This is a genomic window from Kitasatospora sp. NPDC047058 (assembly GCF_040643935.1).
GTDB lineage: Bacteria > Actinomycetota > Actinomycetes > Streptomycetales > Streptomycetaceae > Kitasatospora.
This window is the reverse complement of sequence record NZ_JBEYVJ010000189.1, coordinates 1-13,619: the sequence shown is the minus strand read 5'-3', so window position 1 is coordinate 13,619 and position 13,619 is coordinate 1. Positions and strand designations below refer to the sequence as shown.

General features: G+C 73.4%; 12 protein-coding genes. 4 read left to right on the top strand and 8 right to left on the bottom strand.

Going from position 1 to position 13,619, the window contains the following annotated elements; genetic code table 11:
* Positions 1–214: hypothetical protein (locus ABZ885_RS24850; RefSeq protein ID WP_360192595.1), on the top strand; the 214-nt coding region annotated here is incomplete at its 5' end.
* A 274-nt stretch (positions 215–488) separates the two neighbouring features.
* Here the strand turns inward: ABZ885_RS24850 and ABZ885_RS24845 are convergent.
* The 6 genes from ABZ885_RS24845 to ABZ885_RS24820 form a co-directional block, all read right to left on the bottom strand.
* Positions 489–1,331 carry a PaaX family transcriptional regulator C-terminal domain-containing protein gene (locus ABZ885_RS24845; protein ID WP_360192592.1) on the bottom strand — a complete coding sequence of 281 codons (843 nt, stop codon included), beginning with the start codon at positions 1,329–1,331 and terminating at the stop codon, positions 489–491.
* Between the two features lie 30 nt (positions 1,332–1,361).
* Positions 1,362–3,770 (bottom strand): bifunctional salicylyl-CoA 5-hydroxylase/oxidoreductase, encoded by a 2,409-nt coding sequence (locus ABZ885_RS24840; protein ID WP_360192589.1) that lies wholly within the window; start codon positions 3,768–3,770, stop codon positions 1,362–1,364.
* The gene (locus ABZ885_RS24835) at positions 3,767–5,416 is read right to left on the bottom strand and encodes an AMP-binding protein (protein ID WP_360192586.1); all 1,650 of its coding nucleotides are present in this window, start codon (positions 5,414–5,416) and stop codon (positions 3,767–3,769) included. Before ABZ885_RS24835 ends, ABZ885_RS24840 begins: the two co-directional genes overlap by 4 nt.
* Positions 5,413–6,354, bottom strand: coding sequence for an acyl-CoA thioesterase domain-containing protein (locus ABZ885_RS24830; RefSeq protein ID WP_360192584.1), 942 nt, complete (start codon positions 6,352–6,354; stop codon positions 5,413–5,415). The genes ABZ885_RS24835 and ABZ885_RS24830 overlap by 4 nt, the downstream gene beginning before the upstream one ends.
* Positions 6,354–6,839 (bottom strand): cupin, encoded by a 486-nt coding sequence (locus ABZ885_RS24825; RefSeq protein ID WP_360192581.1) that lies wholly within the window; start codon positions 6,837–6,839, stop codon positions 6,354–6,356. The genes ABZ885_RS24830 and ABZ885_RS24825 overlap by 1 nt, the downstream gene beginning before the upstream one ends.
* 86 nt (positions 6,840–6,925) lie before the next feature.
* Positions 6,926–7,738 (bottom strand): fumarylacetoacetate hydrolase family protein, encoded by an 813-nt coding sequence (locus tag ABZ885_RS24820; protein WP_360192580.1) that lies wholly within the window; start codon positions 7,736–7,738, stop codon positions 6,926–6,928.
* A 196-nt stretch (positions 7,739–7,934) separates the two neighbouring features.
* On the opposite strand from ABZ885_RS24820, the gene ABZ885_RS24815 reads away from it, so the two are divergent.
* Both ABZ885_RS24815 and ABZ885_RS24810 read left to right on the top strand, forming a co-directional pair.
* Positions 7,935–8,369, top strand: a complete 435-nt coding sequence (locus tag ABZ885_RS24815; RefSeq protein WP_360192577.1) for a RidA family protein — start codon at positions 7,935–7,937, stop codon at positions 8,367–8,369.
* A 16-nt stretch (positions 8,370–8,385) separates the two neighbouring features.
* Positions 8,386–10,023, top strand: a complete 1,638-nt coding sequence (locus tag ABZ885_RS24810; RefSeq protein WP_360192574.1) for an amidohydrolase — start codon at positions 8,386–8,388, stop codon at positions 10,021–10,023.
* Positions 10,024–10,134: 111 nt separating this feature from the next.
* Here the strand turns inward: ABZ885_RS24810 and ABZ885_RS24805 are convergent, their stop codons facing one another.
* Together ABZ885_RS24805 and ABZ885_RS24800 are read right to left on the bottom strand one after the other, a co-directional pair.
* A complete protein-coding gene (locus tag ABZ885_RS24805) occupies positions 10,135–11,424 on the bottom strand; it encodes a sigma-70 family RNA polymerase sigma factor (RefSeq protein ID WP_360192572.1) in 1,290 nt (429 codons plus the stop codon).
* Positions 11,425–11,436: 12 nt separating this feature from the next.
* Positions 11,437–11,787: a YciI family protein gene (locus ABZ885_RS24800; protein ID WP_360192569.1), complete on the bottom strand. Its 351-nt coding sequence runs from the start codon at positions 11,785–11,787 to the stop codon at positions 11,437–11,439.
* 207 nt (positions 11,788–11,994) lie between these two features.
* Between ABZ885_RS24800 and ABZ885_RS24795 the strand changes: the two genes are divergently transcribed.
* Positions 11,995–13,482 carry an MFS transporter gene (locus ABZ885_RS24795; protein ID WP_360192566.1) on the top strand — a complete coding sequence of 496 codons (1,488 nt, stop codon included), beginning with the start codon at positions 11,995–11,997 and terminating at the stop codon, positions 13,480–13,482.
* Positions 13,483–13,619: the final 137 nt, after the last annotated feature.

Genomic DNA, 13,619 nt, shown 5'->3' with positions numbered 1-13,619 from the left:
AGCGCCCGCCCCGGCACCCGCCGGGGCCGTGGCGGGCGGCGTGGCGGGCGGTGTGGTGTCCGCCGACCTCGTCACCGCGAAGGCCGTGCCGGCCAGAACCATCGCACCGACGACCCCCAGCGCGACCCACAGCCCCGTGCGGGAGGAGCGGGCCTGCGCGGGCTGGTTCCACCCCGCCTGCTGCGGTGCGTACCCGGGCGGGGGCGGACCATAGGCGGGCGGAGGCGGGCCGTACCCGGGCGGACTCGGGGGCGGCGGCGGGACGCTCCCGCCCGGCGGCTGTGCGGGTAACCCGGACTGCTGCTCATGCATCTGCGAACTCCCGGACGTCAAGTGATGATGTGGTGGACGATCTGTGTGACTGGAATGAATATGCCCAACCACAGGTGCCCGCACAAAGCCCGGACGATCACTGTTTCCGATCTGTAGCACACGGAACGCCGCACACGGCACGCAGTACACAGCACGCAGAACACGGCAGGTGGCCGTCAGCCCGACGGCCAGTACCGGGCGGCGTGGGCCAGCGCGGGACCGTCCAACTCGGCGACCAGGCGCTCGAAGAGCCGGACGGCGGCGGGGCCGCTCCAGTCCTCGGTCAGGACCTCGGACGGCAGCCCGGGGTCGCGGAACGGGAGCTTGCGCCAGCGGTCGATCACCGAGAGGTAGGCGACGAAGGCCTCCTGGTCGTCGAGGCCGTCGAGGCGGTCGCTCTGTGTCTCGTACTCCGCGATGAACTCCCGGTAGCGCCGGTCGATCCCGGCGAGGTCCCAGCCGTTGCGGACGGTGGTCACGAGCTGCTGGCCCCCGACGTAGTCTCCGACGAAGACGGCGCACTGGTCGGTGAGGTCCAGCTCGGCGATGGCGCGGCGGGCGGCCGGGAGCATCCGTGCGGGCGCGATCCACACCGCCGAGCCGATGTTGCCGAAGCCGAGCGAGCTCAGGTGGGCGGTCAGCCGGTGCCGCACGGCGCGGGCGGACTCCGGCACGGAGAAGTTGACCAGGCACCAGCCGTCGCCGAGATCGGCCGGCTGCCGGGCGTGCCAGATCACCTCGTCACCGGCGGCGAGCGCCTCCAGGGCGACGGGCGTCAGGGCGTAACCGCGCTGGCCGGAGTCGGCCCGGGACTCCAGCCAGCCGCGCTTCTTGAGCCGGAAGACCGCGGTGCGGACGCTGGCGGCGTCCAGGCCCGACTGGGTCAGCAGCTCCACCGCACCCGCGATCGGCATCCAGTCGCCCATGGGCCGGACGACCGCGCCGAGGAAGCTCACCAGCAGGGTCCGGGAACGGCGGGCGGCGGCCGGGGGCCGGTCGGCACTCTTCGTCTCGCTCATCGCGCCCAGTATCGCCGACATGGCCGTTCATCAGCTCATCGGCCTGTCCGGCTCGCCCGGCCTGTCCGGCTCGCCCGGCTTGCCGGCGGGCGTCCACCGCAGGTGCACCTGGCCGGCGGCTCCCTCCCGCAGCAGCTCCAGCCGGGGCGGGATCCGGTCGGTGCGCGAGGTGGGCGGTCTGCGCCGGCCGGCCTCCCACTGGACGGGCCACCGGGCGCCCGCGCCGCGGTACTCCTGCTCGGCGGCGGCCTGCAGGGTCCACTGCGGGTTGTAGAGGTGGGTGCGGCCCAGGGCGCACAGGTCCGCCCGCCCGGCGAGCAGGATGGAGTTGACGTCGTCGTACGAGGAGATGGCCCCGACCGCGATCACCTTGACGCCGGCGGGCCCGGCCACCTCGTGGCGGATCCGGTCGGCGAACGGGGTCTGGTACGAGCGGCCGTAGGCCGGCTTCTCGTCCTTGGTGACCTGGCCCGAGGAGACGTCGATCGCGGCGGCGCCGTGCGCGATGAACGCGCGGGCGATCTCCACGGCGTCGTCCGCGGTGTTGCCGTCCGGCACCCAGTCGGTCGCCGAGATGCGGACGGTCACCGGGATCCGGTCCGGGACGGCCCGGCGCACGGCGTCGAAGACCTCCAGCGGGAACCGCAGCCGGTTCTCCGGCGTGCCGCCGTACTCGTCGGTGCGCCGGTTGGCGACCGGGGAGAGGAAGGAGGACAGCAGGTAGCCGTGGGCGGCGTGCACCTCGATCAGGTCGAAGCCGGCCCGCACGCCGCGTTCGGCGGCGGCGGTGAAGTCGGCGACCACCCGGTCCAGGTCCGCCCGGGTGGCCTCGCGGGGGACGTGGCAGCCTGGGCCGTACGGGAGCGCGGACGGGCCGATCACCTCCCAGTTGCCCTCCTCCAGGGGCTCGTCCATCCCCTCCCACATCAGCCTGGTCGAGCCCTTGCGCCCGGAGTGGCCGAGCTGCAGGCCGATCCGGCCGGTGGTGTTGCCGTGCACGAAGTCGGTGACCCGGCGCCAGGCCTCGCCCTGCTCGTCGGTCCACAGCCCCGGGCAGCCCGGGGTGATCCGGCCCTCGGGCGAGACGCAGACCATCTCGCTCATCACCAGGCCCGCGCCGCCGAGCGCCTTGGAGCCGAGGTGCACCAGGTGGAAGTCGCCGGGCACGCCGTCCACCGAGGAGTACATGTCCATCGGGGAGACGATGACGCGGTTCTTCAGCTGCAGCGGGCCGATCCGCACCGGCTGGAACATCGCCGGGGCCGGCTCGGCGGACTGCTCCTGCCGGGCGAACTCGCGCTCCATCAGGGCGGCGAACCCGGCGTCCCGCTCCCGGAGGTTGTCGAAGGTGATCCGCCGGGACCTGGTCAGCAGGTTGAAGGCGAACTGGGCCGGGGCCTGGTCCGCGTACATGCCGATGTTCTCGAACCACTCCAGTGAGGCCTGCGCGGCCCGCTGGGTCGACTCCACGACCGGCTTGCGCTCGCTCTGGTAGGCCTCCAGCGCCTCCGCGACGACGGGGTGTTCGTGCAGGCAGGCCGCCAGCGCGAGGGCGTCCTCCATGGCCAGCTTGGTGCCCGAGCCGATCGAGAAGTGGGCGGTGTGGGCCGCGTCGCCGAGCAGCACGAGGTTCCCGTCGTACCAGCGCTCGTTGCGGACCGTCGTGAAGTTGAGCCACTTCGAGTTGTTGGTGAGGACCTGGTGGCCCTTCAGCTCCTCGGCGAAGATCTCCCGGATCCGGGCGACGGCGTACTCGTCCGAGGCGCCAGGCGGGAGTTCCCGGTCCTCCGTCCGGTCGAAGCCGGCCCGCCGCCAGACGTCCTCGTGCATCTCGACGATGAAGGTCGAGCCGGTGTCGGAATAGGGGTAGCCGTGGATCTGCATGGTGCCCCACTCCGTCTGCCGGACGAAGAACTGGAACGCCTCGAAGACCAGGTCGGTGCCGAGCCAGATGTACTTGTTGCAGCGCCGGTCCAGGGAGGGCGCGAAGACGTCGGCGTACTTGGTCCGGATCGCGGAGTTCAGCCCGTCGGCGGCAACCACCAGGTCGTGCGTGGCGCGCAGCTCGTCCACGTCGGGCACCGGCGTCCGGTAGTGGACGGTGACGCCGAGTTCGGCGGCCCTCCGCTGCAGGATCCCGAGCAGGTCGTGGCGGCTCATCGCCGCGAAGCCCTGGCCGCCCACGGTGAACCGGTGACCGTCGAACTCGATGTCGATGTCGGTCCAGCGGGCGAACCGGCTCTCCATCGCGGCATGCACGACCTCGTCGGCGTTGTCGATCCCGCTGAGGGTCTCGTCGGAGAAGACGACGCCGAAGCCGAAGGTGTCGTCCGGCGCGTTGCGCTCCCAGACGGTGACCTCGTGTGCCGGGTCCAGCTGCTTCATCAGCGCGGCGAAGTACAGGCCGCCCGGGCCGCCGCCGGCGATCGCGATCCTCATGCCTGGCCCTCCACGGCCTTCTCCTGGACGATCCGGCGGAGCTTGAAGTGCTGGAGCTTGCCGCTCGGGTTACGCGGCAGTGCGTCGGTGAAGCGCACCTCCCGCGGGTACTTGTAGGGGGCGATCAGCTGCTTGACGTGGTCCTGGATCTCCTTCGCCTTCGCCGGACCGCCCGCCACCCCGTCCCTCAGCACGACGAACGCGCAGACCACCGAGCCCCGTTCGGGATCGGGCGCGGCGACGACCGCCGTCTCGGCCACGTCCGGGTGGGTGACGATGGCGGCCTCGACCTCGGGGCCGGCGATGTTGTAGCCGGAGGACACGATCATGTCGTCGCTCCGCGCCTGGTACCAGAAGTAGCCGTCCTCGTCGCGGACGAAGGTGTCGCCGGTGACGTTCCAGCCGTTCACGACGTAGTTCGCCTGCCGCTCGTCGTCCAGGTAGCGGCAGCCGACCGGGCCGATCACGCCGAGCCGTCCGGCGACACCGGGGGCGGCCTCCGCGCCGTCCGGGTCCAGGACGGTGGCGCGGAAGCCGGGGACGGGCCGGCCGGTCGCGCCCGGGCGGATGTCCGCACCGGCGGCCGAGATGAAGATGTGCAGCAGCTCGGTTGCGCCGATCCCGTCGATGACCGCGATGCCGAGTTCCGCGCGCAGCTGCTCCCACAGGCGCCGGGGGATGTGCTCGCCCGCGCTGACCGCGCAGCGCAGGCCCGCAAGCCGGTGCAGCTCACCGGACTTGACGATCTGCTGGTAGGCGGTCGGCGCGGTGGCCAGCACGGTCACGCCGTGCTCGGCGACCAGCCCGGCGAGCTGCACCGGGGTGGTGGCCTCGGTGAGGAAGGCGCAGGCGCCCGCCCGGAGGGTGAAGACGACCAGCATGCCCAGGCCGAAGGTGAAGGCGAACGGCGCGGTGCACGCGACCAGGTCGTCCGGGCGCAGCCGCAGCGTGGCCTTCCCGAAGGTGTTGTCGATCGACAGCAGGTCGCGGTGGAAGTGCACGGTGATCTTCGGGACCCCGGTGGTGCCCGAGGTCGGCCCGAACAGCGCGACGTCCTCCGCGGCGGTGTCGACGGCGGCGAACCGCCCGGACTTCCGCCCGGCGCGGCCGGTCAGGTCCTCGGGCGAGGGGCCGCCGTGGGCCACCACGGCGAGCCCGGGCGCGGTCGTGTCCCGTACCGTGAGCACCTCGTCGAGGTACCGGTGGTCGACCAGCGCCACGGCCGGCCGGGTCTTGGCCACGATCGGCCCCAGCTCGCGCGCCCGCAGGGCCGCCATGGTGCAGACGGCGATGCCGCCGGCCTTCAGCACGCCCAGCCACGCGGCGACGGCCCAGGGGTTGTTCGGGGAGCGCAGCAGCACCCGGTTGCCGGGCACCAGGCCGAAGTCCTCGACGAGCACCTGGGCGACCTGGTCGGACCGCTGCCGGAGCTCGCCGTAGGTCCACACCTCGCCGTCCGGCGTGCGCAGCGCGGGCCGGTCCGGGCCGAACACCTCCGTCGGACGGTCGATCAGCTCAACGGCGGCGTTGAGGCGTTCGGGGTACCGGAGCAGCTCGGTGGTGAATTCGAGGACCGGCCACTGCCCGGCCGGGGGCAGGTGGTCGCGGGCGAAGGTGTCGGTGTGGCCCGACCGCGGCGGGGTCACGGCGTGCCCGCCTGCCCGGCCCCGGAGGCGGCGGCCGGGGGCGTCCGCAGCATCCCTTCCTGGACGACGGTGGCCAGGTGGGCGCCGTCGGGGGTGAAGAAGCGGCCGGAGGCCAGGCCCCGGCCGGCCTCGGCGGCCTCGGCCTGCTGGGCGTAGAGCAGCCAGCCGTCCGCCACGCCGGGGCGCGGGGCACGGTGGAACCACATCGCGTGGTCGAGGCTGGCGGTGACCAGCCCCTCCTGCGCCCAGTGCAGGCCCAGCACCCGCAGCACCGGCTCCAGGATGGTGTAGTCGCAGACGTAGGCGAGGGCCGCCGTGTCCCGCTGTGCGTCGGTGAGCCCGTCCACCGGCCGGAGGTCGTCGAACGGCCTGACCCAGACCGCCTGGTGGGGTGCCCGGGCGCCCTCGACGGTCAGGTAGACCGGGCCCGGCACGTGCCGCATGTCGAAGCTGCGCCCGGTGGACCAGTAGGCCTTCGAGCCCGGCGTCATCGTCCCGCCGCTGCGGTCGGCGAGGTACTCGGCGGAGCTGGGGAGTTCCTCGGGGCCGGGCAGGTCCGTGACGCTGCGCTGGTAGCCGGGACCGGGCTCGCCGGCCGCGAAGTTGGCCAGGCAGACGTAGAGCGGCTTGCCGTTCTGGTAGCCGCGCACCTGCCGGGTGGCGTACCCCCGGCCGTCGCGCAGGATCTCCACCTCGTAGCGCACCTCCTTGCCGATCTCGGCGGGGCGCATGAAGTAGGAGTGCATGGAGTGCAGCGTCTTGCCGTCGTCGACGGACCGCATGGCGGCCGCCGCGGCCTGGGCGACGAGGTCGCCGCCGTAGGCCTTCGGCCACGGGCAGGGCTGGGTGACGGCCGTGAAGGCGAGGTCGAAGTGCTCGGGCGTCGCGGGCGTCAGGGTGACCGACGCGGTGAAGGCCTCCGAGGTGGTGTCGGTCATCAGGGGCGCTCCAGCCAGTCGCGCAGGTCCGCGTCCGGGACCTCGGGGAGGTTGACCACGATGTTCTCCGGGGTGCGGGTGGTCATCCAGGTCAGCGGGTTGTGGCGGTCGAGGTTGCACTCGACGTGGGGCATGAACGGCGGGACGAAGACCCAGTCGCCCTCCGCCATGTCGATGTAGTCCTCGAACTCGGGACCGAAGTAGATCCGGCCCCGGCCGGAGAGCACGTAGCCGCCGGTCTCGGCCTCGCCGTGGTGGTGCGGCACCGAGCGGTAGCCGGCCTCGTTGCGGACCTTGCCGAACCAGAGCCTGGTGGCCGGGGTGTGCTGGATGCTGATCCCCGAGATCCGGGTGGCGCCGGCCGACTGGCCGGTGTCCCCGGGCTCCGTACCGGCCCGGGTCACGACCGGCACCACCAGGCCGCTCGCCGTGGCGTACATCGAGTTGTCGCCGTCGAGGACGTAGTCGCTGGGCGTGGGGTCCATCGAAGCTCCTTGTCGGGGGTGTGATAAGCAAGTTGATGGAGCGTCAGATATGAGGTGATGTGGCGTCAGGCGTCATGCGGACCGGTTCAGCCGGTGAACCGCACGGTGTTGCGCAGCGTGCCGATGCCGGGGATCTCCGTCTCCAGGACGTCACCGTCGGCGAGGAAGCGCGGGGGCTGCTGCGCCGCCCCGATGCCGCCGGGCGTGCCGGTCAGCACCAGGTCGCCGGGGCGCAGCACGGTGAAGGTCGAGATGTAGGCGAGCAGGTCGGCCGGGTCGAACACCAGGGTCCGGGTGTTGCCGCGCTGGACTTGCTCGCCGTTGACCCGGCAGATCACGTCCACGCCCGCGGCCGGGTCGAGTTCGTCCGGTGTCACGAGCACCGGGCCGACGGGGGTGGAGGCGTCCCAGGCCTTGCCCTGGTACCACTGCAGCGTGCGGTACTGCCAGTCGCGGACGGAGACGTCGTTGGCCACGGTGTAGCCGGCGATGCCGGCGAGGGCCGTCCGCCGGTCGGCGCGGCGCAGGGTCGCGCCGACCACGACGGCGAGCTCGGCCTCCCAGTCCACGTCCAGGCCCTTCGGCAGGACGAGGTCGGCTGCGGGGCCGGTGAGGGTGTCGGCGTACTTGGTGAACAGGGTGGGGTGGGCGGGCAGGTCGCGTCCGGTCTCGCGGATGTGGTCGGCGTAGTTCAGGCCGCAGCAGACCACCTTGCGGGGCGCGGGCAGCGGGAGTACCGGGACGGCGCCGTCGAGCACCTCGCCGGCCACGTGGCCGGCCGCCGGTGCGCCGGTGGCCAGGAGCGCCGACAGGTCGGTGGCCGGCAGCGCCCGCCAGGTCTCCCCGTCGCGCACGGCGGCGCTGGTGCCGGCCGCGTGGGCCACTGTCGCGAGGTGCATGGGCCTTGCTCCTCCTCCGTACCGGCCTGGACCTGACGCGATCCGGCCTGGCGTGGTGCGGCCCGTCCTGTCCTGACCCCTGTCCGGACCTGACCCGACCGCCATCGGGTATTTCATTATTTCTGCGACCGTCACGGAGCTGTCAATAGATGCTACGGTGACGGCGCCCAGGTTCCCGTCACCGCAGGAGCTCGCCATGGCGTCCGATCCGACACCGGTTCCGGTCAACCCCCCGTCCCTGCCCCAGCCGAGCGGCTACTCGCACGGGACGCTCAGCGGCAACACCCTGTACCTCGGCGGCCAGACGGCCCTGGACCGGGACATGAAGATCGTTCCGGGCGGCATCGTCGAGCAGTTCCGGCAGGCGTTCGGCAACGTCCTCACGACCCTGGCGGCGGCGGGCGGCATCCCGCAGGACCTGGTGAGCGTGACGATCTACCTGACCGACATCGCCGACTACCAGGCGCACGGCAAGGAGATCGGGAAGGTCTGGCGCGAGCTGGCCGGCCCGGTCTACCCCGCGATGGCCGGCATCGGCACCACGGGGCTGTGGCAGCCCGAGGCCATGATCGAGATCCTCGGCGTCGCGGTCGTCCCTGACGAGCGCCTGATCCGGCCCGCGACGAACTGAGCCGTTGGAGGCCGCCGTGCCGTCGTCTCCCCCGCCCGTTGCCCCCTTCGCGGACCTGCTCCTGCGCGCGGGCCGCATCCACACCCTCGTCCCCGGCCAGGAGCCGCAGCGGGCACTCGCCGTCCGCGGCGACCGGGTCTTCGCGGTGTCCCCGGCCCCGGACGGCCTGGACCACCTCGCCGGCCCCGCCACCACACGGCTCGACCTGCCCGGCTCCACCGTCCTCCCGGCCTTCGACGACACGCACACCCACCTGATCGCGGCCGCCGACAGCGCCCACGACGTCGCCGTGGACGGTGCCCGCTCCATCCCGGAGTTCCTCGACCTGATCCGCGCCCGGGCCGACCGGACCCCGCCGGGCGAGTGGATCCGCACGGCCGGGCACTGGCAGGAGCTCAACCTCGCCGAGCGCCGCTTCCCCACCGCCGCCGAGCTCGACACGGCGACCGACCGCCACCCGGTGCTCGTCCTGCGCGGGGTGCACAACCAGGTCCTCAACGGCCACGCGCTGCGCCGGTGCGGCATCGACGGCGACACCCCCGACCCGGCGGGCGGCAGCATCAGCCGCGACGCGGCCGGCCGGCCCACCGGCCACCTGCGCGGCGGCCTGGCCCTGATCCGGCCCCACCTGCCGGCGCCCGACCCGGACGCCAGGCTGAGCGGCCTGCGCCTGGCCTCGCACGCCTACGCGGCGACCGGCATCGGCACCGTGCGCGACACCAACTCCTCCCCGGCCGACCTGGCCGCGCTCCAGCGGCTCCACGAGCGCGGCGAGCTCGGCTGCCGGGTCAGGGTGCTGCTCTCCACCCTCGGCTTCCACGCGGTGCAGCAGGTCTCGGACCTCCTCGACGGCATGGAGGCCTGGCGCTACGCCGCCGACCCCTGGCTGCGCGTCTGGGGCGTGAAGTTCTGGATGGACGGCGGGATCGAGGCCGGCGCCCTGGAGGCCCCGTACTGCCCGGCACACTGCCCGACTCCCGGCTACACCGGCCAACTCGCCTGGGACCCGGGCGAACTGGAATCCGCCGTGACGCTGGTGGTCCGGCGCGGCTGGCGGGTCGGCATCCACGCCTACGGCGACCGCGGCGTCCGCACCCTGCTCGACCTCTACGAGCGCGTCCACCGCCGCATCCCCGGCCTGCCCCGCGGCACGCTGGTCATGGAACACGGCGGCCTCGCGGACCGGGCCCAGCGCCACCGTGCGGTCCGGCTCGGCGTCCCGGTCACCATCCAGCAGCCCCTGCTGCACGACGCGGCCGCCATCCAGACCGAGTACTGGGGCAGGGACCGGGTGGCCGCCCTCTTCCCCGCCCGTGCCTGGCTGGACGCGGGCGCCGACATCTCGGCCGGCTCCGACTACCCCGTCGGCGCTTACGGAGCCGCCCACTCCCTCCACGGCCTGACCACCCGCTCGACCGTCGCCGGCGTCCTCGGCCCCGAGCACGCCATCACCCGGACCGAGGCCGTCGACCTCCACACCACCGCGGCCGCCCGGCTCACCGGCGAATCCCACCTCCGCGGCCGCCTCACCCCCGGACGCCTCGCGGACCTCACGATCTGGCCCGAGGACCTCACCACGGCCCCGGACCTCACCGCCCTCAGCCCCACCCACACCCTCCTCGGCGGCACCTTCGTCCACGGCCTGCCCGGTTGACCCACGGGCAGGCCGTTGAGGCCGGGTATGGCTGCCCCACCCGCGGACGCAGAACGCCGCTCCCGCCCGCGCCGGACACCCGCATGACCTCACCTTCCCCCCTGGTCGGTCTCACGCCGGGCCCCGCGAGCCCAGCTCGCGGAGGCGGCTGCTCAGGAACGCGCGTTCGACGCTGTTCTCGGTGAGCATGACCGCCTCCTCGTACGCCAGCCGCGCCTCCGCCGTGCGGTCCAGCCGGCGCAGGAAGTCGGCGCGGGCGGCGGCGAGGTAGCCGTAGCCGGCCAGCTGGGGTTCGGCGGCGAGCCCGTCCAGGGCGGCGAGTCCGGCGGCCGGGCCGTCGGCGAAGCCCACGGCGACGGCCCGGTTGAGGGCCACCACGGGGGACGGCCAGATCGTGACGAGCAGGTCGTAGAGCGCGACCACCTCGTGCCAGTCGGTCGCCTGCCAGCTCGGCGCCTCGGCGTGGACCGCCGCGATGGCGGCCATGAGCGCGAAGCGCCCCGGGGGCCGCGGACGCAGGGCTTCGCGGACGAGCGCGAGGCCCTCCGCGATCTCGGCGCGGTCCCATCGCCTGCGGTCCTGCTCGGCGAGCAGGAGCAGGCGGCCGTCGTCGGCCGCGCGGGTCTCGCGCCGGGCGTCGGTCAGCAGGATGAGGGCCAGCAGCCCGGCGACTCCCGCGTCCCCGGGCAGCAGGGTGCGCAGCATCCGGGCGAGGTCGAGGGCGCGTTCCACCAGGTCGCGGCGGACGAGTTCGTCGCCCGCAGGGGCGGTGTGCCCGGTGGTGAAGAGCAGGTGGACCACCGTGAGAACGGCGTCGATGCGCTCGGGCAGCTCGTCGGCGGGCGGCACGCGGTAGGGGATGCGCGCGGTGGCGATCTTCTTCTTGGCGCGGGTGATGCGGGCGGCCATGGCCGGCTGGCCGACGAGGAAGGCGCTCGCCACCTCGGCGGTGCTCAGGCCGCAGAGCAGCCGTAGGGTGAGCGCGACCTTGGCCTCCTCGGCGAGTGCCGGGTGGCAGCAGGTGAAGATCAGCCGGAGCCGGTCGTCGGGGAAGTCCTCCCCCGCGGCGGACGGCTCCGCTCCGGGGTCGTCCGCTGCAGGGTCGTCCGCCGCGGGGTCGGTGGAGCGGTCGAGGAGTCGCGGCAACGACCGGCGCAGGGTGGCATCGCGTCGCAGCGCGTCCAGTGCCCGGTTACGGGCCGTGGTGGTGAGCCAGGCGCCGGGGCGCTGTGGGATGCCGCGCTCGCCCCAGACCGTCAGTGCCCTGGCGTACGCGTCCTGCACGCACTCCTCCGCCAGGTCGAGGTCGCGGGTGACGCGCGCCGTCGCGGCGAGCACGAAGGCCCACTCGCGCCGGTGCGCGTCCGCCACCGCGGCGGCGACCGCCGGGGACGTGGCCACCGTCGGCCCCCGTCAGTCGAACACCCGCACGGGGCGCACCTCGACACCACCGCCGAACGGATCCGGGACCTGCTTGGCCAGGCCGATCGCCTCGTCGAGGTCCGCGGCCTCCACGAGGTAGTAGCCGCCGAGCGCCTCCTTGGTCTCGGCGAACGGCCCGTCCGTGACGGCGAGACCGCCCGACCCGTTCCGGCGGATCGAGGTGGCCGTGTCGGTGAAGTGCAGCGCGTTGCCGCCGAGGATGGCCGTCGCGTTGCGTTCCTGGAAGGAGCGGTGCTCCTTGAGCGCGGCGTCCCAGTCCTCCTGCGAGGCACCGGCGACGGTGGCCTCGTCCCGGTAGACCAGGATCAGGTACTGCGCCATGGCACGTTCCCTTCTCGATCGGGCCCGCCGTTCGGGCCCTTCTGTCATACCGACGGACGGCGACCACCCGGATCGACAGCCTCTCCTCGGACAATTTTCCGGCATTCCTGTCGATACGGCCGCCGGTCATCCGTCGGTGAGGTGGGACCACTCCGCCCGTCGGTGAGGTGGGACCCTCCGCCCTCCGATCCGCAAGGAGCACCTGCCATGCGGTACGCAGAAACCCACCACGCCCCCGGCCCCCGCGCACCCTCCGCCGGCGGGCCGCACCAGACCTGGACCCTGGTCCTGGCCTCCCTCGGCCTGTTCATGGTCGCCCTCGACACCCTGGTCGTCACCACCGCACTCCCGGTGATCCGCGTCGATCTGGGCGCGAAACTCACCGACCTGGAGTGGACGGTGAACGCCTACAACCTGGCGTTCGCGTGTCTGCTGCTGACCGGGGCCGCCCTCGGCGACCGGTTCGGGCGCCGGCGCATGTTCGCCGTCGGGCTCCTCGGCTTCGCCGTCGCCTCCGGGGCTGCGGCCCTCTCGACGTCCGTCGGCGTCCTGATCGCGGCCCGCGCCGTGCAGGGCGGCTTCGCGGCGATCGTGATGCCCCTGACGCTCACCCTGATCAGCCAGGCCTTCCCGGCCGAGAAGCGCGGCATGGCCATCGGGCTCTGGGGCGGCATCGCCGGCCTGGCGGTCGCCGCAGGACCGGTGGTCGGCGGGGCCATCACCAACGGCCTCGACTGGCAGTGGATCTTCTGGCTCAACGTCCCGATCGGACTGGTCCTGGCCCCGCTCGCGCTTCGCCGGCTGACCGAGAGCTTCGGCCCCAGGCCCCGTCTCGACGTCATCGGACTCGCCCTCGCCGGGGCCGGCTTCCTGGGCCTGACCTGGGGACTGGTCCGTGCGAACACCGTCGGCTGGGGCAGTGCCGAGGTCATCTCCTCGCTCCTGGCCGGGGCGGCGCTGGTGGCCGGTTTCCTCGCCTGGCAGCGCAGGGCCCGCAGCCCCATGCTCCCCCTCGACCTGTTCCGCCTGCGCGCCTTCACCACCGCGAACGGCGTCAGCTTCTTCATGTACGCCTCGCTCTTCGGCGCACTGTTCCTGATGTCGCAGTTCCTGCAGATCGGGCTCGGCAACTCCCCGCTCGCCGCGGGCCTGTGGATCCTCCCCTGGACCGCCACACCCATGGTGGTCGCGCCCATCGCCGGCGCCCTGTCCGAGCGCTACGGCAACCGCCCCTTCATGGCCGCCGGGCTGGCGCTGCAGGCGGGCGGACTCGGCTGGGTCGCCGCGATCGCCGACCCGGGCATGGGGTACCTCCAGCTGAGCATCGCCCTGACGGTGGCCGGTGTCGGGACGTCGATGTGCTTCCCGACCGTGGCCAACGCGGTGATGGGCTCCGTCCCGCAGCAGGAGGCCGGAGTCGCCTCCGGCACGAACAGCGCGATCCGCGAACTCGGCGGTGTCTTCGGCGTGGCCGTCCTCGCGGCCGTGTTCACCGGACCGGCCGTCTACGGCACGCCCGATGCGTTCGTCGACGCCTTCAAGCCGGCCCTGGGGGTCGGAGCCGCGCTGGCCGTGCTCGGCATCGTCTCGGCCCTGCTGGCACCCCGGCGCGAGCTCCCGTCCCCGTCCCCGTCCCCGGAGGCGAGCCCGGCACGGGACCACCGCTCCGAACGGCCCGTGCGCACCGACGCGTAGCCGTGCGTAGCCGTCCCGGTCCCGCGGCCCGCACACGCCGGACCACCCTCTCCCGCCGGTCGAACCGCCCGTCACCCGCTCCACGACGCGCCCGGTCGGCCCGGAGCGGGTGGTGCGGGGGGTCCGGGGGCGCCGGG

Excerpts from the sequence above, each read along its gene's own strand:
- ABZ885_RS24845 (WP_360192592.1), bottom strand. The coding sequence starts at position 1,331 with ATGAGCGAGACGAAGAGTGCCGACCGGCCCCCGGCCGCCGCCCGCCGT.
- ABZ885_RS24840 (WP_360192589.1), bottom strand. The coding sequence starts at position 3,770 with ATGAGGATCGCGATCGCCGGCGGCGGCCCGGGCGGCCTGTACTTCGCC.
- ABZ885_RS24830 (WP_360192584.1), bottom strand. The coding sequence starts at position 6,354 with ATGACCGACACCACCTCGGAGGCCTTCACCGCGTCGGTCACCCTGACG.
- ABZ885_RS24825 (WP_360192581.1), bottom strand. The coding sequence starts at position 6,839 with ATGGACCCCACGCCCAGCGACTACGTCCTCGACGGCGACAACTCGATG.
- ABZ885_RS24820 (WP_360192580.1), bottom strand. The coding sequence starts at position 7,738 with ATGCACCTCGCGACAGTGGCCCACGCGGCCGGCACCAGCGCCGCCGTG.
- ABZ885_RS24815 (WP_360192577.1), top strand. The coding sequence starts at position 7,935 with ATGGCGTCCGATCCGACACCGGTTCCGGTCAACCCCCCGTCCCTGCCC.
- ABZ885_RS24800 (WP_360192569.1), bottom strand. The coding sequence starts at position 11,787 with ATGGCGCAGTACCTGATCCTGGTCTACCGGGACGAGGCCACCGTCGCC.
- ABZ885_RS24795 (WP_360192566.1), top strand. The coding sequence starts at position 11,995 with ATGCGGTACGCAGAAACCCACCACGCCCCCGGCCCCCGCGCACCCTCC.